The 25,389-nt window shown below is 74.0% G+C and carries 28 protein-coding genes; 16 read left to right on the top strand and 12 right to left on the bottom strand.

Translation table 11 applies throughout. The features are described 5' to 3' along the window. Positions 1 to 40: 40 nt before the first annotated feature. Positions 41 to 1,201 (top strand): Mrp/NBP35 family ATP-binding protein, encoded by a 1,161-nt coding sequence (locus HLA93_RS18715; protein WP_222195954.1) that lies wholly within the window; start codon positions 41 to 43, stop codon positions 1,199 to 1,201. A 66-nt stretch (positions 1,202 to 1,267) separates the two neighbouring features. Here HLA93_RS18715 and HLA93_RS18710 read toward each other — a convergent pair whose 3' ends face one another. The 5 genes from HLA93_RS18710 to sigE all read right to left on the bottom strand — a co-directional run bounded on the left by HLA93_RS18710 (position 1,268) and on the right by sigE (position 5,325). Continuing rightward, positions 1,268 to 1,894: a hypothetical protein gene (locus HLA93_RS18710; protein ID WP_222195953.1), complete on the bottom strand. Its 627-nt coding sequence runs from the start codon at positions 1,892 to 1,894 to the stop codon at positions 1,268 to 1,270. Positions 1,895 to 2,022: 128 nt separating this feature from the next. Then, entirely contained in the window at positions 2,023 to 2,394 is a 372-nt protein-coding gene (locus HLA93_RS18705; RefSeq protein ID WP_222195952.1) for a twin-arginine translocase TatA/TatE family subunit, read from the bottom strand. Between the two features lie 116 nt (positions 2,395 to 2,510). Next, positions 2,511 to 4,043: a S1C family serine protease gene (locus tag HLA93_RS22130; RefSeq protein ID WP_222195951.1), complete on the bottom strand. Its 1,533-nt coding sequence runs from the start codon at positions 4,041 to 4,043 to the stop codon at positions 2,511 to 2,513. A gap of 65 nt (positions 4,044 to 4,108) precedes the next feature. Next, on the bottom strand, positions 4,109 to 4,705 hold the full coding sequence (locus HLA93_RS21695) for an anti-sigma factor family protein (RefSeq protein WP_222195950.1): 597 nt from the start codon (positions 4,703 to 4,705) through the stop codon (positions 4,109 to 4,111). Continuing rightward, positions 4,702 to 5,325: an RNA polymerase sigma factor SigE gene (gene sigE, locus HLA93_RS18690; RefSeq protein ID WP_439957988.1), complete on the bottom strand. Its 624-nt coding sequence runs from the start codon at positions 5,323 to 5,325 to the stop codon at positions 4,702 to 4,704. Before sigE ends, HLA93_RS21695 begins: the two co-directional genes overlap by 4 nt. Before the next feature lie 233 nt (positions 5,326 to 5,558). On the opposite strand from sigE, the gene HLA93_RS21855 reads away from it, so the two are divergent. Beyond that, positions 5,559 to 6,236, top strand: coding sequence for an O-methyltransferase (locus HLA93_RS21855; protein ID WP_222195949.1), 678 nt, complete (start codon positions 5,559 to 5,561; stop codon positions 6,234 to 6,236). A 34-nt stretch (positions 6,237 to 6,270) separates the two neighbouring features. Here HLA93_RS21855 and HLA93_RS18680 read toward each other — a convergent pair whose 3' ends face one another. Together HLA93_RS18680 and glgC are read right to left on the bottom strand one after the other, a co-directional pair. After that, positions 6,271 to 6,825: a 2'-5' RNA ligase family protein gene (locus tag HLA93_RS18680; protein ID WP_222195948.1), complete on the bottom strand. Its 555-nt coding sequence runs from the start codon at positions 6,823 to 6,825 to the stop codon at positions 6,271 to 6,273. A gap of 9 nt (positions 6,826 to 6,834) precedes the next feature. Beyond that, the gene (glgC, locus tag HLA93_RS18675) at positions 6,835 to 8,055 is read right to left on the bottom strand and encodes a glucose-1-phosphate adenylyltransferase (RefSeq protein WP_222195947.1); all 1,221 of its coding nucleotides are present in this window, start codon (positions 8,053 to 8,055) and stop codon (positions 6,835 to 6,837) included. A gap of 84 nt (positions 8,056 to 8,139) precedes the next feature. Here glgC and glgA point away from each other — a divergent pair, with 84 nt between their 5' ends. Continuing rightward, on the top strand, positions 8,140 to 9,312 hold the full coding sequence (glgA, locus tag HLA93_RS18670) for a glycogen synthase (protein WP_222195946.1): 1,173 nt from the start codon (positions 8,140 to 8,142) through the stop codon (positions 9,310 to 9,312). A gap of 13 nt (positions 9,313 to 9,325) precedes the next feature. On the opposite strand, the gene HLA93_RS18665 is transcribed toward glgA, so the two are convergent. Both HLA93_RS18665 and HLA93_RS18660 read right to left on the bottom strand, forming a co-directional pair. Next, positions 9,326 to 10,333 carry a GGDEF domain-containing protein gene (locus HLA93_RS18665; RefSeq protein ID WP_222195945.1) on the bottom strand — a complete coding sequence of 336 codons (1,008 nt, stop codon included), beginning with the start codon at positions 10,331 to 10,333 and terminating at the stop codon, positions 9,326 to 9,328. Between the two features lie 178 nt (positions 10,334 to 10,511). Continuing rightward, the gene (locus HLA93_RS18660; protein WP_222195944.1) at positions 10,512 to 11,699 is read right to left on the bottom strand and encodes a zinc-dependent alcohol dehydrogenase; all 1,188 of its coding nucleotides are present in this window, start codon (positions 11,697 to 11,699) and stop codon (positions 10,512 to 10,514) included. Positions 11,700 to 11,870: 171 nt separating this feature from the next. Between HLA93_RS18660 and HLA93_RS18655 the strand changes: the two genes are divergently transcribed. Further along, on the top strand, positions 11,871 to 12,218 hold the full coding sequence (locus HLA93_RS18655) for a hypothetical protein (RefSeq protein WP_222195943.1): 348 nt from the start codon (positions 11,871 to 11,873) through the stop codon (positions 12,216 to 12,218). 15 nt (positions 12,219 to 12,233) lie between these two features. Here the strand turns inward: HLA93_RS18655 and HLA93_RS18650 are convergent, their stop codons facing one another. After that, positions 12,234 to 13,139, bottom strand: a complete 906-nt coding sequence (locus HLA93_RS18650; RefSeq protein ID WP_222195942.1) for a LysR family transcriptional regulator — start codon at positions 13,137 to 13,139, stop codon at positions 12,234 to 12,236. Positions 13,140 to 13,210: 71 nt separating this feature from the next. Between HLA93_RS18650 and HLA93_RS18645 the strand changes: the two genes are divergently transcribed. Continuing rightward, complete coding sequence (locus tag HLA93_RS18645) at positions 13,211 to 14,251, top strand: EamA family transporter (RefSeq protein ID WP_222195941.1); 1,041 nt, start codon at positions 13,211 to 13,213, stop codon at positions 14,249 to 14,251. Here HLA93_RS18645 and HLA93_RS18640 read toward each other — a convergent pair. Further along, the gene (locus HLA93_RS18640) at positions 14,155 to 14,574 is read right to left on the bottom strand and encodes a DUF350 domain-containing protein (protein WP_222195940.1); all 420 of its coding nucleotides are present in this window, start codon (positions 14,572 to 14,574) and stop codon (positions 14,155 to 14,157) included. The two genes, HLA93_RS18645 and HLA93_RS18640, sit on opposite strands and share 97 nt — an antisense overlap. 98 nt (positions 14,575 to 14,672) lie before the next feature. On the opposite strand from HLA93_RS18640, the gene HLA93_RS18635 reads away from it, so the two are divergent. Continuing rightward, complete coding sequence (locus HLA93_RS18635; RefSeq protein ID WP_222195939.1) at positions 14,673 to 15,785, top strand: spore photoproduct lyase family protein; 1,113 nt, start codon at positions 14,673 to 14,675, stop codon at positions 15,783 to 15,785. Continuing rightward, entirely contained in the window at positions 15,785 to 16,828 is a 1,044-nt protein-coding gene (locus tag HLA93_RS18630; protein WP_222195938.1) for an MsnO8 family LLM class oxidoreductase, read from the top strand. Before HLA93_RS18635 ends, HLA93_RS18630 begins: the two co-directional genes overlap by 1 nt. Here HLA93_RS18630 and HLA93_RS18625 read toward each other — a convergent pair. Then, on the bottom strand, positions 16,777 to 17,745 hold the full coding sequence (locus tag HLA93_RS18625; protein ID WP_222195937.1) for an App1 family protein: 969 nt from the start codon (positions 17,743 to 17,745) through the stop codon (positions 16,777 to 16,779). The two genes, HLA93_RS18630 and HLA93_RS18625, sit on opposite strands and share 52 nt — an antisense overlap. Before the next feature lie 137 nt (positions 17,746 to 17,882). Between HLA93_RS18625 and HLA93_RS18620 the strand changes: the two genes are divergently transcribed. The 9 genes from HLA93_RS18620 (at position 17,883) to HLA93_RS18580 (ending at position 25,324) form a co-directional block, all read left to right on the top strand. Continuing rightward, complete coding sequence (locus HLA93_RS18620) at positions 17,883 to 18,797, top strand: ABC transporter ATP-binding protein (RefSeq protein WP_222195936.1); 915 nt, start codon at positions 17,883 to 17,885, stop codon at positions 18,795 to 18,797. Further along, the gene (locus tag HLA93_RS18615) at positions 18,794 to 19,819 is read left to right on the top strand and encodes an ABC transporter permease subunit (RefSeq protein WP_222195935.1); all 1,026 of its coding nucleotides are present in this window, start codon (positions 18,794 to 18,796) and stop codon (positions 19,817 to 19,819) included. Before HLA93_RS18620 ends, HLA93_RS18615 begins: the two co-directional genes overlap by 4 nt. Before the next feature lie 128 nt (positions 19,820 to 19,947). Continuing rightward, positions 19,948 to 20,385 carry a GNAT family N-acetyltransferase gene (locus HLA93_RS21850; RefSeq protein ID WP_222195934.1) on the top strand — a complete coding sequence of 146 codons (438 nt, stop codon included), beginning with the start codon at positions 19,948 to 19,950 and terminating at the stop codon, positions 20,383 to 20,385. A 67-nt stretch (positions 20,386 to 20,452) separates the two neighbouring features. Beyond that, positions 20,453 to 20,947, top strand: a complete 495-nt coding sequence (locus tag HLA93_RS18605) for a GNAT family N-acetyltransferase (protein WP_222195933.1) — start codon at positions 20,453 to 20,455, stop codon at positions 20,945 to 20,947. 68 nt (positions 20,948 to 21,015) lie between these two features. Then, positions 21,016 to 22,557: a DUF2252 domain-containing protein gene (locus tag HLA93_RS18600; protein WP_246627075.1), complete on the top strand. Its 1,542-nt coding sequence runs from the start codon at positions 21,016 to 21,018 to the stop codon at positions 22,555 to 22,557. Between the two features lie 177 nt (positions 22,558 to 22,734). Then, positions 22,735 to 23,085 carry a hypothetical protein gene (locus tag HLA93_RS18595; RefSeq protein WP_222195932.1) on the top strand — a complete coding sequence of 117 codons (351 nt, stop codon included), beginning with the start codon at positions 22,735 to 22,737 and terminating at the stop codon, positions 23,083 to 23,085. Further along, on the top strand, positions 23,034 to 24,080 hold the full coding sequence (locus HLA93_RS18590) for an HNH endonuclease signature motif containing protein (protein WP_222195931.1): 1,047 nt from the start codon (positions 23,034 to 23,036) through the stop codon (positions 24,078 to 24,080). Before HLA93_RS18595 ends, HLA93_RS18590 begins: the two co-directional genes overlap by 52 nt. 103 nt (positions 24,081 to 24,183) lie before the next feature. Continuing rightward, on the top strand, positions 24,184 to 24,912 hold the full coding sequence (locus tag HLA93_RS18585; RefSeq protein ID WP_222195930.1) for a hypothetical protein: 729 nt from the start codon (positions 24,184 to 24,186) through the stop codon (positions 24,910 to 24,912). Then, positions 24,905 to 25,324, top strand: a complete 420-nt coding sequence (locus HLA93_RS18580; RefSeq protein WP_222195929.1) for a FlgT C-terminal domain-containing protein — start codon at positions 24,905 to 24,907, stop codon at positions 25,322 to 25,324. Before HLA93_RS18585 ends, HLA93_RS18580 begins: the two co-directional genes overlap by 8 nt. Positions 25,325 to 25,389: the final 65 nt, after the last annotated feature.

The raw sequence follows: 25,389 nt of genomic DNA, 5'->3' as shown, positions 1-25,389 counted from the left end.
CCGGTACCCGCGAGCTCCCCGTCGAAGGAGACACATCCGCATGTCCGACACGCTGACCGGATCACCGGCGCTGGACGCCGTGAACGCGGCCCTGGCGACGGTGCAGGACCCGGAGATCAACCGTCCGCTGCCCGAGCTGGGCATGGTCAAGGACGTGCAGATCGGCGTCGGCGGCGACCCGGGCGCCGTGCGCGTCGAGGTCTACCTGACCGTCGCCGGCTGCCCGATGCGCGAGACCATCACCAACCGCGTCACCCAGGCCGTCGGCGCCGTCCCCGGCGTCACCGCCGTCCAGGTCGGCCTGGACGTGATGAGCGACGAGCAGCGCACCGAGCTGCGCAAGACCGTGCGCGGCGGCGACAGCGCCGAGCCGGTCATCCCCTTCGCCCAGCCCGGCTCGCTGACCCGCGTCTACGCGGTCGCCTCCGGCAAGGGCGGGGTCGGCAAGTCCAGCGTCACGGTCAACCTGGCCGCCGCGATGGCGAAGAAGGGCCTGTCGGTCGGCGTCGTGGACGCCGACATCTACGGCCACTCGGTGCCCCGCATGCTCGGCGTGGACGACAAGCCCACCCAGGTCGACAACATGATCATGCCGCCGCAGTCCTACGGCGTGAAGGTCATCTCCATCGGCATGTTCACCCCGGGCAACACCCCCGTGGTGTGGCGTGGCCCGATGCTGCACCGCGCGCTGCAGCAGTTCCTCGCCGACGTGTGGTGGGGCGACCTGGACGTGCTGCTGCTCGACCTGCCCCCGGGCACGGGTGACGTGGCCATCTCCATCGCCCAGCTGGTGCCCAACGCCGAGATCCTGGTGGTCACCACGCCGCAGCTGGCCGCCGCCGAGGTGGCCGAGCGGGCCGGCGCGATCGCGACCCAGACCCACCAGCAGGTGGTCGGCGTCATCGAGAACATGTCCTGGCTGGAGCTGCCCGACGGCTCCCGGATGGAGGTGTTCGGCTCCGGCGGTGGCGAGGCCGTTTCCGACGCGCTGACCAAGACCCTCGGCGCCCGGGTGCCGCTGCTCGGCCAGATCCCGCTGGACACCCGGCTCCGCGAGGCCGGTGACGCCGGTGCGCCGATCGTGCTCGCGGAGCCCGACGCCCCGGCCGCGCAGTCGCTGTCGAAGATCGCCGACGGGCTCGCCGTCCGGTCGCGCGGCCTGTCCGGCATGTCGCTGGGGCTCACCCCGGTCAAGCGGTAGTCACCAGCTCGGACGACAGCGGCGGGTCACCCCACGGGTGTCCCGCCGCTGCTGCGTCCGGGTGGGTCACACCAGCTCCTCGACGTCCCAGCTGGTCCCCTCCCCTTGCCGGAAGACCTCGGCGAGCACGAGCAGCAGGACGCCGCCCAGCAGTGCCGGGACGACGGTGAGGGTCACCCCGGGGACGAACGCGCTGTCCGGTCCGATCTGCCCGAGCCGGTCCAGGACGGCGAGCGAGGCCAGCTGCGGCAGCAGCGGACCGATGCCGACTGCCAGCACCACCAGCACGGCCAGGCCGGCCACCCGCCGGGCGTTGCCGGGCTCGAACGCGTGCCCGGCGGCGATCGAGGCCAGCACAGGGCGCAGCAGCCAGGCCGCGACGCCGGCGGCCAGGCCGAGGACGGCGGCGTCGCCGCGGGCCAGCAGCTGCTCGCCCACGGTGGAGTACCAGGCCGACAGCTCCGCCGCCCGCCCCCCGTCCAGCCCGGTCACCAGGGCGCCGTCGGGCAGCCCGGGCACGTCGACAGCGCCGACGGCCAGCTCGACCGGCACCCGGACGGCGGCACCTGCCTGGGTGGCGCCGTTGATCGCGTAGACCGGCCCCGCGACCGCGCCGGCGACCCCGAGCACGGTGACCAGCCCCCGGAGCCACCAGACCACCGACGGTGTCACGTAGGTCGTCTCACGCGCCATGCGGCACCCCCGGGCGTCGACAGGTCGGTGCGCGGAGTCTGCCCACCGACGGCAGAGGTGTCCAGCGCCTCCGCCGCGGCGTCCGATGACGGCGGGGTCAGGTGCTGCCGGAGGACCTGACCCCGGGGTCAGGTGGCGTCGGCGTCGAACGGCGGCGGGCTGCCGGCGGCGCGGGTGCGGGTCAGCTGCGCGGACCGCGCCCTGGATGCCGCGGTCGCCCCACCGGCGGTCGATCGGGGCGCGTCGTCGTCGTCGGCGAGCAGCTGCTGCCGGATGAAGGTCTTGGGGTGGTACTGCCGCAGGTCGATGTCCCGCAGGTGGTCGAAGTCGTCGCCCAGGGTGTCGTGCAGCTGGCCCCGCACCCCGGTGACCGCCTCGCGTGCCTTCTTCAGCCCGGTGGCCGCGTCCTTGGCCAGCGAGGGCAGCCGGTCGGGGCCGAAGATGAACAGCGCGGCCAGCGCCAGGACGACGATCTCGCCCCAGCCGATCGAGTTGAACACCGTTCCTCCTCGCACCCGACCGCGCGCCGCGGTCGTGTCCAGCGTAGGTGGGCCGACTGACCAGCAGCTGAGCGCAACCCCAACAACTGGTGTCCGGCCCGCCCGCGGGCCCGGGCTCAGGCGGCGCCGAGGGTGACCTGGACCTCGCGCGAGCCCCCGTTGCGCACCAGCTCGAGGGTCACCGTGTCGCCCGGCTCACGGGCGTCGACGGCGACGACCAGCTCCTCGGAGCTGCCCACCGCCTCGCCGTCCACCGCGATCACGACGTCCTGCTCCTGCACGCCTGCCTCGGCCGCACCGCTGCCGGGCTCGACGTTCACCACGAGGGCACCGTCCCGGGTGCCGTCGGTGACCGATCGCGCGTTCACCCCGAGGGTGGCGTGCACCGCCGACCCGGTGGAGATCAGCTGCTCGGCGATGTCGCGGACGGTGTCGATCGGGATGGCGAAGCCGAGCCCGATCGAGCCGCCGGTGGTGCCGTTGCCGCCCACGGACGCGATCGCGGTGTTGATCCCGATGACCGCGCCGGTGCCGTCGACGAGCGCGCCACCGGAGTTGCCCGGGTTGATCGGGGCGTCGGTCTGCACCGCGCTGATCACCGCGTTGGTGTCGCTGCCCTCGCCGGAGAGCCGGACCGGGCGGTCGAGCGCACTGACGATGCCGCTGGTGACCGTCCCGGCCAGGCCCAGCGGCGAGCCGATCGCCACGACCGGGTCACCGACGACCAGACCCGCCGGATCGCCCAGGGAAGCCGCGACCAGCCCCGGCTTCTCCACCTTCAGGACGGCGAGGTCGCTGGCCGGGTCACGTCCCACGATCCGGGCCGGGCTGCCGCTGCCGTCGTCGAAGACCGCGCGGATCTCGGCGTCCTCGGCATCCGCCGCCCCGGAGACGACGTGGTTGTTGGTGACGATGTAGCCCTCGTCGGCGTCGACGACCACACCGGACCCGGTCGCCCCGGCGTTGGCCAGCCGCACCTCGATGGAGACGACCGCGGGGGTGATCCGCCCGGCGATGTCGGCCACCGAGCCCGGCTCCCGGCTGGTGCCCGGGGAGACCTCGGAGAGCTGCGTGCCCGGCGAGAGCAGCGGTTCCTCGTCGGCGGTGCGGCCGAGGAACCAGGCGGTGGTGCCCCCGACGACGCCGACCAGGAGCAGGCAGAGCAGCGCGAGGGTGGTCAGCCGGAGCGAGAGGTCACGCAGCCGTACCTTGCGGCGGCCCTGGGCGTCGACGACGACCGGGCCGGGCTGCAGCTCCTCGCGGGGGTACTCGGCCGGCGCGCCGAGACCGGCGGGCGCGTAGGGGTCGCGCCAGGGGTCGGCCGTGGCGTCGGGCTTCCAGAACGGCGCGGCCGCGGTGCGCCGCCGCTGCGGGCGGCCGCCGAGCGGTTCCCCGAGGCCGGAGGCCCCGTCGCGGGGTGCGAAGGCGCGCAGCACGGCCTCCGGCGGTGGCGGCGGCAGCGGCCTCGGCGCGGGCACCGGCCGGTCGCCGCTGAAGGAGCCGGTGACCTCCTGCGGCCGACCGAAGGCGGCCTGCTGGCCCGGGTGCGGCTCGGGCCGCGCTGCCGGACCCGGCTGCAGCCGGACGTCGGTGGGCGCGAAGGCGCCGGTGGTGCCGGCCGGCCGTCCGAAGACGGCTGCCTGGTCCACCCGCTGGTCATCGGCGCGCTCGTCGACCCGCCGGGGACCGGTCGGGTGGGGGCCGGGCGTCTCGCTCAGGGCGTCCCGTCCGGGGGCAGCGTGGAGCTGGCGCCCACGGTCATCGTGCGCACCACCGGCGGCACGATGTCGGTGCGCTCGGTCGGGATCGTGCGGCTGACCGGCCCGGTGACCTGCCCGGGCCGCGCGACCTCGTCGGCGGGCACGTCCCCGGCCGGCAGGCCGACCGCGAGCACGGCGACGCCGAGCCCCAACCCGGCCAGCGCACCGGTGACACCGCGGCGCAGCCAGCGGCCGCTGCCGTCGTGGCGGGCCGGCGGCTCGGGCGGCGCGAGCGGGATGGCCCACGAGCCGCCCAGTCCAGTGGTGGTGAGCCCGTCGGCACCCGCGCTCAGCGTGCCCAGCCCTCCGCTGCCGGGCACGTCCGCGGTGAACGGGATCGCCTTCAGCCGGGACAGCAGGTCACAGGGGACGTCGACGTCGACCCCCCGCTGCAGGGCGTCCTTGGCCTCCCGCTGCGCGGCGACCGCCATCCGGCACTGGGCGCAGCCGCCCAGGTGCCGGGCAGCGCGGCCGGCTGCCCCACCGGACAGCTCCCCGTCGACGAGGGCGGCGATCGCCTCCTGGGCGAGGTGGCTCTCCGAGATGCTCACGACACCTCCCCGGCGGCCAGCGCGGCGCGGCCGGCGGCTGTGCGGTTCGGGGCCATGTGCGCCAGGGTCTCGCGCAGCTGCACCCGGCCGCGGTGGATGCGGCTGCGGACGGTGCCCAGCTTGATGCCCAGCGTCGCCGAGATCTCCTCGTAGGTGAGGCCCTCGATGTCGCACAGGACGACGGCAACGCGGAACTCCGGGCTCAGCGCGTCGAGTGCGGCCTGCACCTGCGGGTCGAGGTGGGTGTCGGCGTAGACCTGCTCCGGCGAGGGCGCGGAGCCGGGCAACCGCTCGGTGTCCTCGGGCAGCGCGTCGAACCGGATCCGCTGCCGCCGCCGGACCATGTCCAGGAAGAGGTTCGTGGTGATCCGGTGCAGCCAGCCCTCGAAGGTGCCCGGGGAGAAGTCCGCCAGCGAGCGGAACACCCGCACGAACGTCTCCTGGGTGAGGTCCTCGGCGTCCTGCTGGTTGCCCGACAGCCGGTAGGCCAGCCGGTACACGCGTGCGGAGTGGTCGCGGACGACCTGCTCCCAGGTCGGGGCCACCCACGGCTCGGTCGCTGCGGCGGCGGGCTCGGGCAGCCCCTGCCCCGCGGGCTCGGCGGCGGCGGATCCGGTCACCGGCCCAGGATCGCAGACCACGGGCGCGGACACCTCCCCACCGGGGGTGGACCGCTCGACGGCAGGCTGGCTGGTGGTACGCGAGAGACGCACGCCCGCTCCAACGGGCGAGGAGCGGAGCGGTGTTCCCGTCACCGGCCGACCCACAGCCAGTTGCCAGGAACACCCGGGCGGACGACGGTGGCGCCACCCCTCCCGGGCGCGGACCCCGGTGCCGCCACTACCCTCGCCCAGTGACCAGCGCTGCCGGACCGCCCCCCTCAGGAGGGTCCCCGACCAGCGCTGCGGACTACGCCGACAGCTTCGCCACCGAGAGCCCGGCCCAGGCCGCAGCGCGACAGCGGGCCCTGACGTCGGCCAGTGCCTTCGGCACCCCGGCCCCCGTCGAGCCCGCGGTCGGCGCCACCCTCGCCGTCCTCGCCGCCTCCAGCGACGCCCGCTCGGTCGTCTCGATCGGCAGCGGTGGCGGCGTGGCCGGGCTGTGGCTGCTGCAGGGCATGCGGACCGACGGGGTGCTCACCTCGCTGGACGCCGACCCGGCCGAGCTGCGCGCCGCCCGGCGGGCGTTCACCGAGGCCGGCATCCCCAGCGGCCGCACCCGGCTGATCTTCGGCACCCCCGGCGAGGTGCTGCCCCGCCTCTCCCCCGGCGGCTACGACCTGGTCAGCTGCGCCGGCCCGCCGCTGGAGTACTCCGCCCACCTCGACGGCCTGCTCGGGCTGATCCGCCGCGGCGGCTCGCTGGTCTGCCACGGCCTCCTCGCCGAGGCCCGGATCGCCGACCGCTCGGCCCGCGACCCGCAGACCGTCGCCTGGCGGGAGATCGCCCGCACCCTGCGCGAGGACGAGACCCTCACCTGCGCGGTGCTGCCGATCGGCACCGGCCTCCTGGTCGCCACCAAACGCACCTGAGGAAGCAGCCGCTCTCGAGAGCCGGGGCAGCGGGTCAGCGGAACGGGAAGCGGTCGGCGGGCTCCCAGGGGCCACCGCGGTAGTGCCACAGGCCCAGCCCGCGGGCGGTGACCGTCTCCGGCCGGAAGGCGGCGGACAGCTGCGCGTGCAGCGCGCGGGCGACGTCGGGGGCGACCTTGTTCTGCACGGTCACGTGCGGGCGGGACCACTGCCGGTCCTGCCGGGTCAGCCACGGGTCGAAGGCGCCGGCCAGCCCGGCCCGCAGCCCGGTGAGCTCACCTGACTCCAGGTCCAGCGCCACCCCGCGGCCGAGGAACCGCACCCCGGTGACGGTGACGTCGAACGCCGGCCGGTCAGCTGCCGCCCGCAGCTCGTCGCGCACCGGCCCCAGCTGCTCCCCCGGCAGCGCGTGGAAGAGCGTGACGTGCGCCTGCAGGTGGTTCCGCTCGGCCGGGAAGTGCGCCGCGCGCAACCGGTCGAACCGCTGCTGCGCGGCGTCGTCCAGCAGCAGCGTGACGATCAGCGGGGCCGTGCCGGTGCGGCCCTCGTGCAGGGTCCCGGCGTGAGCGGAGCGAGGGTCGGGGGGCACGGGGGTCCTCTAACCGATCGCGCGGGCGCCCTTGCCGAGGATGGTCACGCCACCGGCGCTCACGTGGTAGCGCTCGCGGTCGCGGTCCAGGTCGACGCCGATGTGCGCGCCGGGCGGGACGACGACGTTCTTGTCCAGGATCGCCCGGCGGACGATCGCGCCCTCGCCGATGTGCACGCCGTCCATCAGCACGCTGCCCTCGACCCGGGAACCGCGCTCGAGCCGCACGCCCGGGGAGACCACCGAGCCGTGCACGGAGCCGCCGTCGATGATCACGCCCGCGCTGACCATCGACTCCTCGGCGCGGCCACCCAGCACGAACTTCGCCGGCGGCAGCATCGGCGGCAGGGTGTAGATCGGCCAGCGGTCGTTGTAGAGGTTGAACACCGGCGAGACCGACACCAGGTCCATGTGCGAGTCGTAGTAGGCGTCCAGCGTCCCGACGTCGCGCCAGTAGCCGTGGTCGCGCTCGGTCTCGCCGGGGACGACGTTGCTGCTGAAGTCGTAGACGTAGGCGTCACCGGCGTCGGCCATCATCGGCATGATCGAGCCGCCCATGTCGTGCACCGAGTTCTCGTCGGCGGCATCCACCCGCAGGGCCTCGAGCAGCGCGTCGGTGGTGAAGACGTAGTTGCCCATCGAGGCGAAGGTCTCGTCGGGGCTGCCGGGCATGCCGGGCGGGTCGGCCGGCTTCTCCAGGAACTGCCGGACCTTGCCGTTCTCGTCGGCGTCGATCACGCCGAAGGCGGTGGCCTCCTGGCGTGGCACGCGCAGCCCGGCGACGGTGACACCGGCGCCGGTGGCCAGGTGCTGCTCGATCATCTGCGCCGGGTCCATCCGGTACACGTGGTCGGCGCCGAAGACGACGACGATCTCGGGCCGGTCGTCGTAGATGAGGTTGAGGCTCTGGTAGATCGCGTCGGCGCTGCCGGTGTACCAGCGCGGGCCCAGCCGCTGCTGCGCCGGCACCGGGGTGATGTAGCTGCCCAGCAGGGTCGACATGCGCCAGACCGTGGTGATGTGCCGGTCCAGGGAGTGGCTCTTGTACTGGGTCAGCACCGCGATCCGCCGGATGTCGGCGTTGACCAGGTTCGAGAGCACGAAGTCGATGAGCCGGTAGTTGCCCCCGAAGGGCACGGCGGGCTTGGCCCGGTCCTGCGTCAGGGGGGCGAGGCGCTTGCCCTCGCCACCGGCCAGCACGATTCCCAGGACCTTCGGACCGCCACGCATGGACGCAACGTAACTGCTGGGCTGGCAGTTCGCGCGATCTTGCGCGCAGCACGCGCGAGTGCACCACCACCTAGGGTGAGTCGCGTGCGCGTGGGAGTGGTGACGAGGGAATGGCCGCCGGACGTCTACGGAGGGGCCGGGGTGCACGTCGAGCACCTGGTCGCGGCCCTGCGTGGGCTGGAGCGCGGCCCGGAGCTGGACGTGCACTGCTTCGGTGGTCCGCGTCCGGACGCGACAGGCCACGGCGTGCCCAGCGGACTGCAGTCGGCCAACGGCGCGCTGCAGGCGGTGGGGGTCGACGTGGAGATCGCCGCGGCCCTGGCCGACGCCGACCTGGTGCACTCGCACACCTGGTACGCCAACTCCGCCGGCCTGCTCGCCCAGCTGGTGCACGGGTCCGCCCACGTGGTGACCGCGCACTCCCTGGAGCCCCGCCGGCCGTGGAAGGCCGACCAGCTCGGTGGCGGTTACCGGCTGTCCTCCTGGGTCGAGCGCACCGCCTACGACGCCGCCGACGCGGTGATCGCGGTGAGCCGGGGCATGCGCACCGACGTGCTCGACGTCTACCCCGACCTGGACCCGGCGAAGGTCTTCGTGGTCGGCAACGGCGTGGACGCGCAGGCCTACCGCCCGGTCGAGGCGCCCGACGTCGTCCGCGACCTGGGCGTCGACCCCGACCGGCCGTACGCGCTGTTCGTCGGCCGGATCACCCGGCAGAAGGGGCTGGTGCACCTGCTGGCCGCGGCCGAGCAGCTGCCCCCCGAGGCCGGGCTGGTGCTCTGCGCCGGTGCCGCCGACACCCCGGCCGAGCGCCAGCAGGTGGCCGACGCGGTGGCCGAGCTGCAGTCCCGGCGCACCGGTGTGGTCTGGATCGAGCAGATGCTGCCCCGCGAGCAGCTGGTCCCGCTGATCACCGGCGCGACGGTGTTCGTCGTCCCCTCGGTGTACGAGCCGCTGGGCATCGTGAACCTGGAGGCCGCGGCCTGCGGGACGGCGGTGGTCGCCAGCGCCGTGGGCGGCATCCCCGAGGTGGTCGACGACGGCCGCACCGGCCTGCTGGTGCCCTACGACGCCGACGACCCGGCCGCCTTCGCCGCCGGGCTGGCCGCCCGGATGGCCGAGTTGCTGGCCGACCCGGACCGCGCCGCCGCGATGGGCGTGGCCGGCCGCGAGCGGGTGCTCGCCGAGTTCGGCTGGCCGGCCATCGCCCAGCAGACCGTCGAGGTCTACGAAACGGTGCTCGCCGCCCGCAGTTGACCGGCCGGGCCGGTCAGCGCGAGCGCCCGCCGACGCCGCGCCGACCGGTGCCGGGCTGGTCGTGGAGCGCGGACCGGCCGCGGCCGGCGGCCTTGGCCCGGTAGAGGGCGGTGTCGGCCCGGCGCATCAGCTGCGAGGCGAGCTCCCCGGGCCGGTGCTCGGCCACCCCGATCGACAGGGCCACCTGGGCGCTGGCGACCCGGAGCTCCTCCACGACGGCCAGCGCAGCGGGGCCGTCGTGGTCGGGCAGCAGCAAGGCGAACTCGTCCCCGCCGTGCCGGGCGAGCACCGCACCCCGCGGGACGCGCGGCAGCCACTCGCCGGCCACGGTCCGCAGCAGCTCGTCACCGGCCGCGTGCCCGTGCTGGTCGTTGATCGCCTTGAAGTGGTCGACGTCGACCAGCGCCGCGGACAAGCGGCCACCCGACCGGGCCGCCACGCGCAGCGCCTCCTCCAGCGAGTCGTCGAACCCCCGCCGGTTCGCCAGCCCGGTCAGCCCGTCCAGGCTGGCCGTCGAGGCCCGCCGCACCAGGGTGGCGACCACGAGCGCGATGGTGCAGGTGACCACGGCCAGGACGACCACGGGGCCGGCCGGCACGCCGCGGACGGAGAGCACGACGGTGCCCGCGGTGATCGCGGTCAGGAGGTAGGCCGCCGCGAGCGGGGGTGCGAAGAGGAAGAACGCGGCGACCGCGACGAAGGAGTAGATGCCGGCCAGCGCCAGCGCGCTCACCGGGTCCGGGGCCAGGGCGACCACCGTGCTGATCAGCGCGGTACCCACCAGCACCAGCAGGTGGAACAGCGGGCGGGGCAGCTGGTGGCCCCACCGGACGACCGAGGCCCCCGCGACCGCCGCGACCCCGCCGATCGCGCCGAGCACGGCGGCGCGTCCGTCGAGGTCCCCCACCCACAGCGTCACCAGGGCGAGGACGGCCAGCCCACCGGCGACGTAGAGCGCGCCGATGACCGGCGCGATGACCCGGGCGGTGGCGACCTCCGGTGCGCTACGCCTCCACCACATGCAGCCCCATCGGTCCGGGGACGGGGACACCGGAGTCTCCACCAGCGCCGACCGCCCCCATCCGGGTGACCCGGCCGACCCGTTCGGCCGGCACCTGTGGCCATCGGTCCCGGGACGGGGACACCGGGGCGTGGGCGCGCGGGTGGCCGACCCGGTCGGGCCGGCCACTGGCGGGGCCTCAGAGCTCCGGCTTGAGCTGCACCTTCACGTACCCGTCAGCCTTCTCCTGGAACGCCTTGTAGGCCTCCGGCGCCTGGGACATCGGCAGCCGGTGGGTGGCGAAGGTGTCGACGCCGAGCGGGTCGGCATCGGTGAGCAGCGGCATGATCTCCGGGATCCAGCGCTTGATGTTCGCCTGGCCCATCCGGAGCTGGATCTGCTTGTCGAACAGCGTGATCATCGGCATCGGGTCGGCTGCCCCGCCGTAGACACCGGAGATCGAGATGGTGCCGCCCCGCCGCACGATGTCGATCGCCGAGTACAGGGCGTTGAGCCGGTCGACGCCGACCTCTTTCATCACCGGCGAGGCGACCGCCCTCGGGAGCAGACCGGCCGCCTTCTGCACGAAGCCGGTGGCCGGCGACCCGTGCGCCTCCATGCCGACGGCGTCGAGCACCGAGTCCGGTCCGCGACCGTCGGTCATGTCCCGGATCGCGTCGCCCAGGTCGTCCTCGTGCTCGCGGAGGTCCACCACCTCGATGCCGCGGGCCGCGACCCGGGCCAGCCGCTCGGGCACCAGGTCGACACCGATCACCCGGTAGCCCCGGTGCTGGCCGATCCGGCAGGCGAAGTCACCGATCGGACCGAGCCCGAGGACCACGAGCGTGCCACCGTCGGGCACCCCGGCGTACTCCACGCCCTGCCACGCCGTGGGCAGGATGTCGGAGAGGTAGGCGAACCGGTCGTCGGCCGGCCCCTCGGGCAGCTTGATGTGGGTGAACTGCGCCTGCGGCACCCGCAGGTACTCCGCCTGCCCGCCCGGGACCTCGCCGTAGAGCTTGGAGAAGCCGAAGAGCGCCGCACCCATCCCCTGGTCGCGCACCTGCGTGGTCTCGCACTGCGTGTACAGGTGCTGCTTGCACATCCAGCAGTGCCCGCAGGAAATCTGGAACGGGATGGAGACCCGGTCACCGACCTTCAGGTCACCGGTCTCCGCGCCGACCTCGACCACCTGGCCCATCGCCTCGTGACCGAGCACGTCGCCCACGCCCATGAACGGCGCCAGCGGGTCGTAGAGGTGCAGGTCGGAGCCGCAGATGTTGGTGGTCGTCACCCGGATCACCGCATCAGTGGGGGCCTGGACGAAGGGGTCGTCCACGGTGTCCACCCGGACGTCCTGCTTGCCGTGCCAGGTCACTGCCTTCATGGGTCTCCGATCGTCGGGCGACGCAGCCTGCGCCGTCGGACGAGCTGTGCCCTGGCCTGACCAGCACAAACGGAGCCCGGTCTCACGCCGGCGCCGCACCCGGTGCCGCACGCAGCGCCACGGTGCGCGACCGAGCGCCACGGAGCGCCGGCACCTGGCAGCACGCCGCGCGTGCCGCAGACACTGTCGAGGTTCCTGGAGTCCCCGCTGGTCCACCGGTGGGTGCCGTTGCTGCTGGCCGTGGGCTGCGGCGCGGCGGCCGTCGCCTCCGCGGTGGCCGGCGACGCGCTGTGGGCGGTGGCCTTCGTCCTGCTCGCCCTGTACCGGCTGTGGTGGTTCCGCCGCGCCTCCGCTGCCCCCACACCGCTGCCCGCCCACGTCGACGAGGCGTGGGCGCGCCGGATGATCGCCGAGGCCGGCTCGCCCGAGGGGGTGGCCGCCGTCGTGGCGCTGCGCCGGGCCGAGCCGGCGCTGTCCCTGGTGGACGCCGAGAAGCTGGCCGACCGGGTCGCCGGCTGAGCGGTCCCGGCCGGGTCAGCCCGCGCCGCGGTCGATCTGAGCAGCGACGCCGCGCAGCACGTCGAGCACCCGGGTCACCACCCGCCGCTCGGCCCGGTCGGGGCGCAGCAGCGCCTCGACCCGTCGCCCCGACGGCACCCCGCTCAACGGGAGCAGCCGCAGGCCCGGCACCCGCGAGGTGGTGTGCCGGGGCAGCAGCGAGATGCCGTGCCCGGCGGCGACCATCGCCGAGGCCACGGCGAAGTCGTTGATCCGGTGCGCGATGTGCGGTGCGGCGCCCGACCGGGCCGCCACCGCCGCCAGCACGGGCGCCACGGGGAAGCCCTCGCGCACGGTGATCCACGACTCCCCCGCCAGCTCCTCCGGGACGACGGCGGACCGGCCGGCCAGCGGGTGGTCCGCGCCGACCGCGACGTCCAGCGGCTCACGGAACAGCGGCACGACCCGCACCCCGCTGCCCCAGTCGGCGGCGCCGTCGGGCCGGTGGGCGACCACCACGTCGAAGCGGTCGGTGAGGTCGGGGAAGTCGGCGAGCGCCACGTCCTCGTCGGCGCACTCCAGGGTGACGCCGTCCAACGTTGCTCCCGCGCCCAGCAGCCGGGGGAAGAGCAGCTGCGCGGCGCTCTGGAACGCCGAGACGCGCACCGTGCCCACCGGCCGCTCGGCGAACGCCTGGCAGGCCGCACGGGCCCGCTCGACCGCCTCGGCGACGTCGACGGCGGCGTCGGCCAGCGCCGCCCCGGCCGGGGTGAGCCGCAGCCCGCGGCCGACCCGTTCGGTCAGCGGCACGCCCAGCTCCGCGGTGAGCGCGGCCAGCTGCTGGGAGACCGCCGACGGCGTCAGGTGCAGCACCGCGGCGGCCGCGGTGACCCCGCCGCGGCTGCGGACGGCGCGCAGGGTCTCCAGCGATCGCAGGTCCATGAAGCGATTCTGAACGGACCGTCAAGATCTCTTCACTGGAGTTGGACGGCGGAGGGCGGCAGGCTCGGCCCGTGCCCCGCCGTGACCGCCTGCTCGCCTGCCTCGTCGCCGTGCTGTGGGGCGTGAACTTCACCGCCATCCACCTGTCGCTCGAGCAGTTCCCGCCCTTCGCCCTGGTCGCGCTCCGGTTCGCCGTCCTCGCCGTCCCGACCCTGCTGTTCGTGCCGCGGCCCGCCGTGCCGCTGCGCTGGCTGATCGGCTACGGCACCGGCTTCGGCGTGCTGCAGTTCCTCTTCCTGTACCTGGCGATGGACACCGGGATGCCCACCGGCCTCGCCTCGCTGGTGCTCCAGTCCTCGGCGCCGTTCACCGTGCTGCTGGCCGGCCTGCTGCTGCACGAGCGGCTCACCGTCCGTCAGCTCACCGGCGTCGGCATCGCGGTGGCCGGCCTCGGCGGCATCGCCCTCTACCGGGCCGAGGTGGGCGGCACGGCGCTGCTGCTCCCGGTGCTGCTCACCCTCTGCGGCGGGCTGGGCTGGGCGCTGGGCAACCTGTGCACCCGGCAGGCACGGGCCACCGAGCCGCTGAAGCTCACCCTCTGGATGAGCGTGGTGCCCCCGCTGCCGATGCTGGCCGTGTCACTGCTCGCCGAGGGCCCGGCCGCGATCGCCCGCTCGTTCACCACGCTGGGCACCACCCAGGGGCTGCTGGCGCTGGCCGGGCTGCTCTACACCGTCGTGGTGGCCACGCTGCTCGGCTCGGGGATCTGGACGGCGCTGATGGCCCGGCACCCGTCCAGCACGGTGGCCCCGTTCTCCATGCTCGTGCCGGTCGTCGGCATCGGGGCCTCGTGGCTGCTGCTCGGAGACGCCACGTCGGCCGTGGAGATCGGTTGCGGCGCCGTCGTCGTCGCCGGGGTGCTGCTGGCGACGACGTCCGGCCGCACCCGGACGACCGGCGATCAGGGCCAGATGGAGGCTCAGGGCCAGATGGAGGCTCAGGGCCAGATGGAGGCTCAGGGCCAGATGGAGGCGACGATGATCGCCGAGACCGCCAGCGTCGAGCCGGCGGAGACCAGGCTGGCCGGGTGGAAGGACACCCCGGTGAGGTGATGGCCCAGCCGCCCCGGGGTCAGGACGTCCAGCAGCAGGAACGCCAGCACCTGCAGCAGGACGCCGAGCAGCCCGAACACGACGGTGTAGGCCAGCGCCCGGCCGAACCCGCTGGTGGCGTTGGTCCAGATGGTGGTGAACGCGATCGCACCCTGCCCGAGGAAGCCGGCGGCCAGGGCGATCCCGGCGTTGACCGAGCGCTCCTCGTAGATGTGCTTGGCCAGCCGGCCGGGGGTGAGCAGGTCGAGAGCGAGCGCGCCGACGAACAGCAGCGCGATGCCGACGGCGGTGTAGGCGACGGCGTAACCGATGCTGGCCAGCACGGGGGACCTCCAGGTCAGGGGCGGGGCGCGTTGGAGCCTAGGGGGTCCGCCACACCGGGCCGCGGAATGGCGCTCCCGGGCCCTGCGCTGCACCTCTCGTGACCGACGCGCTGACGCTCTTCGACGACGTCCTGCCCGAGGAGACGCCGGTCGACAACCGGCTGCTGCAGGTGCGCACCGTCTACGCCGAGCCCGCCGCCGCGGCGTCCCCGCGCGGCCGTCAGGTGCTCGCCCGGTTCCCCGACGCAGAACTGGTCGAGGTGGACTCGCACTGGCAGCTGCCCGAGCTGCACGGCAACGCCGGCAACGTCGAGCGCTGGGTGCGGGTGAAGAGCGAGACGCTGGTGCTGGGCGTGAAGAAGTCGCTGAGCACCCGGCCCAACGGCCGATCGGCGGACTTCATCGCCCCCTCGACGGCCAACGGCTGCGCGATGGCCTGCGCCTACTGCTACGTGCCGCGGCGCAAGGGCTACGCCAACCCGATCACGGTGTTCACCAACATCGAGCAGATCACCGCGCACCTGCGCCGGCACGTCGCCCGCCAGGGCCCCAAGACCGAGCCCAACCAGTGCGACCGGGACGCGTGGGTCTACGACCTCGGCGAGAACAGCGACTGCTCGGTCGACGCGGTCGTCAGCGACAACGTGGCCGACCTGATCGCCACCTTCCGTGACCTCCCGACGGCCAAGGCCTCCTTCGCCACCAAGTTCGTCAACCGGCAGCTGCTCGACCTCGACCCGCAGGGCCGCACCCGGGTGCGGTTCTCGCTCATGCCCGACGCCGACGCCCGGCTGCTGGACGTGCGCACCAGCCGGGTCGACGAGCGGATCGCCGCAGTCGACGACTTCGTCGCGGCCGGCTACGAGGTGCACCTCAACTTCTCACCGGTGGTCCTCCGCGAGGGCTGGGAGGCGGACTGGACGGCGCTGCTGCAGCAGCTGGACGACCGGCTCTCCGCCGCCGCCAAGGCCCAGGCCGCCACCGAGGTGATCATGCTGACCCACAACGAGGGCCTCCACGAGGTGAACCTGGGCTGGCACCCCAAGGCCGAGGAGCTGCTCTGGCGCCCGGACCTGCAGCAGCCGAAGGTCAGCCAGAACGGCCAGCTCAACGTCCGCTACCGCAACGACGTGAAGCGGGCCGGCGTCACCCGGCTGCAGGAGCTGATCCGGCAGCACGCCCCGTGGCTGCCGGTCCGGTACGCGTTCTGATGGCCGCTCTCACCGGCGTCGGGCTGTCGCTGCTGGACCGCTCCCGCACCCGGTCCGGCGAGCCGGACAGCACCGGCGTGACCGGCACCGTCGACCGCGCGGTCGCCGCCGAGCGGCAGGGCTACCACCGGTTCTTCGTCGCCGAGCACCACGGCGTCCCCGGCGTCGCCAGCGCCGCACCCGCCGTCCTGCTCGCCGCGATCGCCGGCCGGACGACGACGCTGCGGATCGGCTCGGCCGGGGTGATGCTCCCCCACCACCAGCCGCTGGTCGTGGCCGAGCAGTTCGCGATGCTGTCGGCACTGGCCCCCGGCCGGGTCGACCTGGGGCTGGGCCGCTCCCCCGGGTTCACCCCGCCGGTGCGCCGGGCGCTGCGCGAGCACGAGACCGACTTCGCCGCCGACCTCGCCGAGCTGCGGTCGTACCTGGAGGGGACGGCGGAAGTGACCGCCCGCCCACGCCCGGCGGCGCCGGTCCCGATGAGCGTGCTGGCCACCGGCCGCGGGCTGGAGGTCGCCGCCGCCCTCGGCCTGCCGGTGGTGGTCGGTGGTCCGCTGCTCGGGGTGGCCGGCGACCCGGAGCCGGGGCTGGCCGCGCTGGCCGGCTACCGGCGTGCCTTCCGGCCCTCGTCCCAGCAGCCGGAGCCGCAGGTGTCGATCAGTCTCGACGTGCTGGTGGCCGACACCGCTGCCGAGGCGCAGGAGCTGCTGCTGCCTGAGGCGTGGGCGATGGCGCAGGCCCGCACCGCCGGCGCCTTCCCACCGCTGGAGCCGGTCGCGGCGATCCGCGCGCGCGACTGGACGCCGCGGCAGCGGCAGTACGTCGAGCAGACCGCCGCCTCGGCCATCGCGGGGACCCCCGAGCAGGTCGCCGGGCGGCTGGCCGAGCTGGTGGAGCGCACCGGCGCCGCGGAGCTGATCGCCTCCAGCAGCACGTTCGACCGCGCCGCGCTGGCCGCCTCCGACGCGGCGCTGGCCGGGCTGTTCGGCCGTCAGCCGGCCGGCGGCAGGGCGCCGGCCAGCGCCGTCCCGTCGGGGGCGTAGACCACCGGCACCTCCCCGAAGCGCCCCGTCCGGGTGCTGGTGTCCCGGACGTCGCGCAGCAGCACGGCCGCCACCCGCTCCGGCTGGTCCAGCGCGAACTCCTCGTACAGCGCCGGGTCGTGTTCGCCGGTGTCCCCCACCAGGGTCCACCGCACGCCGGGCAGGTCGGCGGCCAGCCGGCGCAGCGACGTCCGCTTGTGCGCCTGGCCGTCGCGGAAGAAGCGGTCCGGCGTCGGACCCCAGTCGGTGAGCAGCAGCGGCCCCGGCGGGAAGCCGGCCCGATCCAGGAACCGGGTGAGCGGCCCGGCCAGGTTCCACGGCCCGTTGCTGAGGTAGACGACCGGCACGTGCGGGGCACCGGAGACCAGCTGGTGCAGCAGCGCGGCCATACCCGGCACCGCGCGCCGCTTGTCCATCGGCCTGACGAAGGTGCGCCAGGCGGCGCGCAGCGGGGTGGCGATCCCGGTGACCAGCACGGTGTCGTCGACGTCGCAGACCACGCCGCGGGCGGCCTGCGGGGAGGCCAGGTGCAGCACCGTGTGCGACTCCCGCTCCCCGGCCCGCAGCACCACCGGGACGTCGCCGGCGTCGGGCAGCGGCAGGTCCAGGGTGACGTCGACCAGCCCGTCGTCGTCGCTGCGCACGGTGCGCCGCTGGCCGGCGACGGTCACGGTCACCTCGGTCCGGGGGCTCTCCAGGGTGAGGAACCGCTGCCAGCCGGGCACCGCTCGCCGCTCCTCCGGGTGGGCGCCGACCGGGGCGAGCAGCACCCGGCCGAGCACCCGCACCCGCCCGTCGCTGCCGTAGCCAGGGTGCGCCAGCACGGCCGGGGTCCAGCCGGCGCGGCGGGCCAGCCGGGAGAGCAGGGCACGGACGGTGACGTCGGCGCGGCGGGCCAGCGCGGGGAGGGAGACCACCTCCGCAGCCTGCCACCCGCGGACGACGGAACCGATCCGGGCAGTTCGTCGCGGACACGGCGTCCAGGTGGTGTCGCCGGCGGGCCGGCTGTGCCACGGTGCACCCGCCCTGATCAGCCAGCCGCCAGGAGGCGCCGGTGCCCGCCGTCGAGATGCACGCGGTGTCGAAGTCCTACTCCCGGCGTGGCCGCCCGCCGCAGAAGGCGCTGGACGCCCTCGACCTGGTCGTCGAGACCGGCGGGGTGCACGGCTTCCTGGGTCCCAACGGCTCGGGCAAGACGACGTCCATCCGGGTGCTGCTGGGGCTGATCCAGCCCGACGCCGGCGAGGTGCGGCTGCTCGGCCGGCCGGTGCCGGCCGGGCTGCCCGAGGTGATCGGCAGCGTCGGCGCCCTGGTCGAGACGCCGCTGTTCTTCCCCGGCTTCTCCGGCCGGCGCAACCTGCGCCTGCTCGCCGAGACCGCCGGGGTTCCCCGCACCCGGGTGGAGGAGGTGCTGGAGACCGTCGAGCTGCGGGACCGGGCCGACGACCGGTTCAAGGGCTACTCGCTGGGGATGAAGCAGCGGCTGGGCATCGCCGCGGCGTTGCTCAAGTCCCCGCAGCTGCTCATCCTGGACGAGCCGAGCAACGGGCTGGACCCGGCCGGCATCCGGGACGTGCGCGAGCTGATCCGCCGGCTCGGCCGGGACGGTTCGACCACGGTGCTGCTCAGCTCGCACCTGCTGGCCGAGATCGAGCAGGTCGCCGACCGGGTCTCGATCATGGCCCGCGGCCGGTGCATCGCCGCCGGACCGGTGCACGAGGTGCTGGCCGGCCGCTCCACCGGTGACGTGCGGGTGCGGGTGCCCGACCGGGCCGCCGCGACCGCCGTGCTCACCGCCGCCGGCTACACCGTCACCCCGACCGACGACGCCCTGGTCGTCGCGGCGGTGCGCGGCCCGGGCGAGGTCACCCGGGTGCTCGCCGAGCACGGCCACTACCTGGAGGAGCTGACACCGGTGGCAGCGGACCTGGAGAGCGCGTTCCTGGCGCTGACGGCGGAGCCGGCATGAGCGCCGTCCAGACCCGCGCCGACGCCCCGGCCACCACGCCGGCCGGCCGGTTCGGCGGCCTGCTGACCGCCGAGGTGCACCGCTTCGCGGCCCGCCGGTTCATCCACGTGCTGTTGCTGCTCGCGACGCTGGGCTGGGTCACCGCCACCGTCATCGGGCTGCTCGCCTTCGCCTCGCCGACGCCGGAGCGCCTCGCCGCGGCCGAGGAGGCCCGCGCCGAGCAGGTCGAGATGCAGAACGAGGGGCGCGAGCAGTGCCTCCGGGACGCCGAGCCGCCGGACGACGTCCCGCTGGACGACTGGTGCGGCCCGGAGACCACCACGGCCGACGTGCCGCTGGACTGGTTCCTGTCCCCGGCGCCGTTCTCCTTCGCCGCGGACGGCGTCGGCGGCGCGGTGGGGTTCAGCGCGGCGGGGTCGGTGCTGGCCTTCCTGGTCGCGGCCACGTTCGTCGGCGCCGAGTGGTCGACCCGGTCGATGGTGGCGCTGCTGTTCTGGGAGACCCGGCGCCCGCGGGTGCTCGGCGCGAAGATCGCCGTCGTCACGGTCGCCTCCGCCGTCCTGGGCATGGTCGCGCAGGCCGCCTGGTTGGCGATGGCCGGCCTGTGGCAGACCTTCGTCGGCGACGACACCGCCCTGCCCGACGGCTTCTGGCCGGAGCTGCTCGGCACCGCCGGCCGGGGCGTGCTGCTCACGACGCTGGCCGGGCTGCTCGGCTTCGGCCTGACCAACCTGGTGCGCAACACCGGCGCGGCGCTGGGCGTGGGCTTCGTCTACTTCGCGGTGCTGGAGACCGCGGTGCGGGCGCTGCGCCCGGAGTGGCAGCCGTGGCTGCTCACCAACAACGCCACCGCCCTGGTGCTGCCGGACGGGCTGACCCTCACCACCGCGTACGACCAGCTCACCGGGCAGCCCACCGAGTACCTGCTGGGCAACCTGCAGGCCGGGGTCTTCATGGCGGTCGTGACGGCGATGGTGCTGGCGGTCGGCATCGTGCTGTTCAGCCGCCGGGACCTGCACTGACCCCCGCCCAGGCCCGCACGCTGCTGGCCCGCGCCTACACGGACGACCCGCTGGTCGCCTGGCTGTTCCCCGACCGCACGCACCGCCTCGACGCCGCCGCCGCGTGGCTGGGCCGCTACCTGGAGCAGGTGCAGGACAGCGGCGGGCAGGTGGACGTCGCCGGCGACCCACCCGTGGGGCTGGCGGCGTGGCGGGCAGCCGCGCCCGTTCCCGCTGAACCGACCCTGCCGACCCTCGGCGGCCTGCTCGCGGCCCTCGTCGGGACGGCGCGAGCCCAGGAGGTCGGCGCAGCGCTGGCCGCGCTCGGCGGGCTGCGGCCGGCCGAGCCGCACGCCTACCTTCAGTTCCTCGCCGTGGACCCCGCCGCCCAGCGCCGCGGCCACGGGCGCGAGCTGCTCGGCCGCGGGCTCGGCCGGCTGGCCGGCACTGGTGAGGGTGCAGCCCTGGAGACGACGGACCCGGCGAACCTGCCCTTCTACGCGGCGGCCGGCTTCGTCGTGCGGCACGAGGTGACCCTCGCCGCCGGCGGCCCGACCGTGTGGGCGATGTGGCGGGCCGCGGCATGAGCCGGTGGCCGGTCGCTGGCAGGGCGGGCGGCATGAGCGAGTGGCCGGGTCCGGGCAGGATCGGCACATGAGCGCGAGCACACCGGGCGTCGTCCGGCCGGCCACCCCGGCGGACGCCGCCGGCATCGGCCCCTGCCACCTGGCCTGCTGGCAGGAGACCTACGGCGGCCTGCTCTCCCCCGCCTTCTTCGCCAGCCGGTCACCCGAGCGGTTCACCGCCAACTGGGGCCGTGTCCTGGCCGACCCGGCCACCGAGCCCGTCGTCGTCGCCGAGGTGGACGGTGCGGTCGTCGGGTTCGCCCAGGCCGCCCCGAGCCGGGACGAACCCCCGGTCCGGGTGCAGGAGCTGACCACCCTGTACCTGCTAGCGGCGCAACACGGGAGCGGCCTGGGGCAGGCGCTGCTGGACGCCGTCCTCGCCGATCGGCCCGCGTCGCTGTGGGTGGCCGAGGAGAACCCCCGGGCGATCGCGTTCTACCGGCGCAACGGCTTCTCCCCCGACGGCGCCCGGCAGGTCGACGACGCGTGGGAGGGCCTGGCGGAGATCCGCCTCGTGCGCTGAGCTGCGCCTGCTTGACGACCTGATGACATCCGTTTCGTGGCGGGGCCGGGACCGGGTAGGCGCAGGTCATGGACACAGACCTCGAGTCCGCCACCCGTACCGAGCTGCTGCGCCGCGCCCGTGAGCAGGACGTGCCCGGACGCTCGTCGATGACCAAGGAGCAGCTGCTCGACCACCTGCGGCCGTCTGCCGACGGCAACGGCGGTGGGGACGACGACAGCGACGCCACGGTGCGCGGTGACGGCCGCCGTCCGGTGCACTCCCGGGTCGAGGCGTTCCGCCTGCTGGCCGAGGCGCGGGCCCGCGGCGAGATGGTGCTGATCCCCCGGATGATCACCGGCAACGACCGGCGGGTGCACGTCCGCGAGACCGTGCGCGAGGACCACGAGACCCGCATCGCCACCGGCGACCTGGAGGCCCGGGCGAAGTTCGACAAGCTCGCCGGGTCGGTCTTCCACTTCTTCCGCGGCACCAACCTGCTCTTCTACCGCGACCTGGTCGGCGAGGACTCCCGGCTGCCCACGGTGCTGGCCCTGGGCGACGTCCACCCGGGCAACTTCGGCGTGATGCCGAGCTCGGACAACGTGCCGATCTTCAGCGTCAACGACTTCGACGACGCCTACTACGCGCCGTTCACCTGGGACCTCAAGCGTGGCGCCGTCGGCTTCCTGCTCGGCGCCGCGGAGAAGGGCGGGCTCAGCCAGAAGAAGCAGCGCGCTGTCGCCCGCCGGTTCGTGCGCGGGTACGTCGACGGGATCGCCTCCTACGCCGCCGACGGCCGGGAGCAGACCGAGCAGATGCGGCTGGACAACGCGCCGCCGTTGATCGCCGAACTGATCGCCAGCACGCTGGAGACCAGCCGGGCCGACTGGCTGGCCGAGGACCTGCTGGACGAGACCCGCCGCGGTTTCCGCACCGACGACGAACTGGTGCCGGTCAGCAGCCGCCGCGCGGAGTTCCAGGGGATCGTCGACCGGTACGTCGCCGAGAACGAGGTGGCGGTGCCCGAGCGGGCCGGGGCGATGCGGGTCAAGGACGTCGCCGAGCGGCGCGGCGCCGGCACTGCGTCACTGGGCCTGACCCGGTACTTCGTGCTGATCGCCGGCGTGCGGGACGACGGCACCGACGACCTGCTGCTGGAGTTCAAGCGGGCCCGCCGCTCGGCGCTGGCCGGGCTGGTGCCGCCCTCGGGGTACGAGGTCGACGCGCAGGGCGACCGGATTCGGCACGCGCAGCGGGTGCACCTGGTCAACGGCGACGTCTTCTACGGCAGCACCGACATCGACGGACAGAGCTTCCTGGTGCGCGAGCGCGCGCCGTTCCGGGACGACATCAGCCTGGGCGAGCTGTCGGCCGGCGAGTGGAAGGAGTACGCGGAGATCTGCGGTCGGGTGCTGGCACACACCCACGCGATGTCCGACGAGAACGGCAACGTCGACTACGACGTGGAGCCGGCGATCCTGGAGGCCATCGGCGGGCGGGAGCTGTTCGTCGACGACGTCCTGCGGTTCGCCGACGAGGCCGCGGACCGCGTGCGCCGGGACCACGAGCACTTCGTCGCCGACCACGCCCTCGGCGCCTTCCAGAACGTGGACGTCGTCTACCGCTGACCCTCGGGTGGTCGCACCCGCCCAGGGTCAGGGGCAGTCCGCGAGAGGGACGTCGCGGGCCGCCCGCGCTCTGGGCTCTGCGGGCCGCAGCGCCTGCGCCCACGGGCACTCGGCCGGGCTGCTCCGTCCTGGTGGGCATCTCGCGAAACTGTCAGACCTCGATCGTATGTTCGATGTGTGACGACGACCGCGATGCCCTCCGGCCCGCTCACCGTCGTCATCGACCTGCTCTACCCCACCGGCTCGCACGCATCCCGGCAGCGGGCAGCCTCCGCAGAGCAGGTCGCGGCGGAGCTGGCAGCGGTGCAGCGGCGGCGGGCGATGGACGCCGCCTACGAGGCTCAGCTGATCCTCCGGCTGGCCGCAGCGCGTCCGACCGCGGCGGACCCGGCGGCCCCGGCGCCCGCCGTGCCGGCTGGTCCGGTGAGAGCGGGGACGATGAGATCAGCGAGTTCTTCCCCGCAGAGCTCTCCGCGGTGCTCAACCTGGGCCGCGGCACCGCCGCGCATCGGCTGGGTCGGGCGCTGACCTGGTCACGCAAGCTGCCGGCGACCTTCGCCGCGCTGCAGTTCGGCGACCTCGACGAACGCCGCGCCGACGCCCTGGCCGACGTGCTCGCCCACACCGACGCCGCAGTCGCCGGGCAGGTCGAGGACGCGCTGCTGCCCGAGGCGACCAGCCTGTCGGTCTACCGGCTGCGCGAGCGCGCCACAGCCCTGATGCTCGAGCTCGATGCCGCCGCGGCCGAGGAGCGCCGGGCCGAAGCCGAGCAGACCGCTGACGTGCGGGTGTATCCCTCCGCCACCGATGGCCGCTCGACGTTGGCCGCGGACCTGCCCACCGACGAGGCCGTCGAGTGCCACGACCTGGTCGACCAACTCGCCCGCATGCTCAAGACCGACGGCGACCCCCGACCCATCGGCGCACTCCGCGCCCACGTGCTGTCCGCGCTGATCCGCCGCCCCGCCGACTCAGGGCTGCCCGCGGTGACTGCGAACCTGACCATCACCGCCGACCTGACCGCCCTCACCGACTCAAGCAGCACGACCGGTGAGGTCAACGGCCTGCCGATCACCGCCACCCACCTGCGCGAACTCCTCACCCGCGTCGGCGCCCTCGGCCTCAGCACCCCCGACGGCGGCACCCTCACCTACGCCCTCACCGGCCTCGACGGGCAGCTCCTGGCCACCGCCACCCCCGCCGAACTCGCCCGCCTGGCCCGCCGCGGCTGCCCACAGCACCCCGATTCCGACACCGGCATCGAGAGCAGCAGTGGCGGCGGCGTCAGCGACTGCGGAGCTGCGACCGCAGCCCGGGATGCCTGCGACTGCCCGGTTCTGGGCCCGCCACCAACGACCAGCGCCTACACACCCAGCACACGGCAACGCGCGTTCGTCGCCACCCGCGACCAGCGCTGCCGCTTCGCCAACTGCGGCCAACGCGTCGGCTGGACCGACCTCGACCACGTCACCGCCCACGCCACCGGCGGACCCACCGACTGCACCAACCTCGTCCATCGCTAGGCACACCCCCCCTGCCAGTCAACTCTGGCCGCCCGGTGTGCGGACGCCGCATTGCGGTCCACCCCATCAATGGGTAGCCCCCTGAACCAGTAGGGTCGGCTACGTGCGAAGCAGCGTCGAACAGTCGCTGCGCCAGTTCACTACGGTGCTGTTGGCGCTCGCCACCCTGGTTGGCGCCTACGTCGGGGCGCTCGCGATTGATCGATTAGTCCTCTTTTGGGTTCTCGCGCCGGTCGCTGCCGTCCTGGTGGTTGCGTGGCGAGCGTGGCCGCGAATGCGCCGGGCCATATATCGGGTCGCAGATTACCCGCGCCTTGAGGCTGACCTCTCTGCGACTGTTGCGCGGAACGAGGAATTGGAGCAAGAGGTCGTTCGTCTAGCGGAGTTGGCCGTGCAGGAGCGAATTGCTGGACGCCAACAGGGTCGCGACGAGTTCGCTGGCGCAATCGGCGCAGCCATGTCGCGCGCCACGCTGGAACTAATCGGTAAGGCCCCGCGCGGGAAGTCGGTAGTGCTCGGCGCGGCCTTGACGGATGGCGTCATGCCAAGCGTGGGCGCACTCTACGATCTATCGATCACCATGACAGGGGAGCGTCAGGGCATCATGCGCGTCGTGGAGCGGACCGCCGATGGTGCGGGAGTCCTTCTGGAGCCGCACGAAGAGACCGTGCCTGAGTTTTGGGACGCACTGAGGCGGCAGGCCGTCATAAGCACCGACGCTCCCACTGGACTGGTGTTAAGCGCGTCAAGACTTTCTGAACTGACGAACGATGCAGCGATGGGGACTTATCCCCCCAGCCCAAGTGAAACCGAGGGTGGTTCCGATGGTTGAATTGTCGGCGAGAGTGGCGGCGGTTCTAGATGAATTTAGAATCGCCATAGCAGCCGGGGAGGATGAGGGGGTCGAGGTCGGCGACCGCGTCGACCTCTGGCGAGTCGTCGATATTCGCGATCCCGAGACTAAGGAACATCTGGGTCGGACGCGCTTGGAAAAACTCCGGTTGGAAATCGAGGACGTTCAAGACCGGTTTTCCGTCGCTAGGGTGTATTCTCCGGCGTTCAACTTCACTAATGTGATGTTCAGTTCCCGCCCAGAGAAGTCCATTAAGACGCGGGGCGCGCCTCGGGGCGATGTCGAGGTCGAGATTGGCGAGGAGGCAACCATCTACCTGGACGGGGTCGATGACGCAAGCGAAGACCCAGCCGATTCCGAGGAATCGGGCAGAGGCGCCGCAGGGCGATGAGGCCGAGCGCCGGGCGCAACCCGGCGCTCTTGACTTGAAGCCGCAACGCAACTCGGGAACCTGTG

The sequence above is a fragment of the Modestobacter italicus genome, from assembly GCF_019799965.1.
Lineage (GTDB): Bacteria > Actinomycetota > Actinomycetes > Mycobacteriales > Geodermatophilaceae > Modestobacter > Modestobacter italicus_A.
The sequence above is the reverse complement of the archived record's forward strand: the minus strand, read 5'-3'. Positions and strand labels throughout refer to the sequence as shown.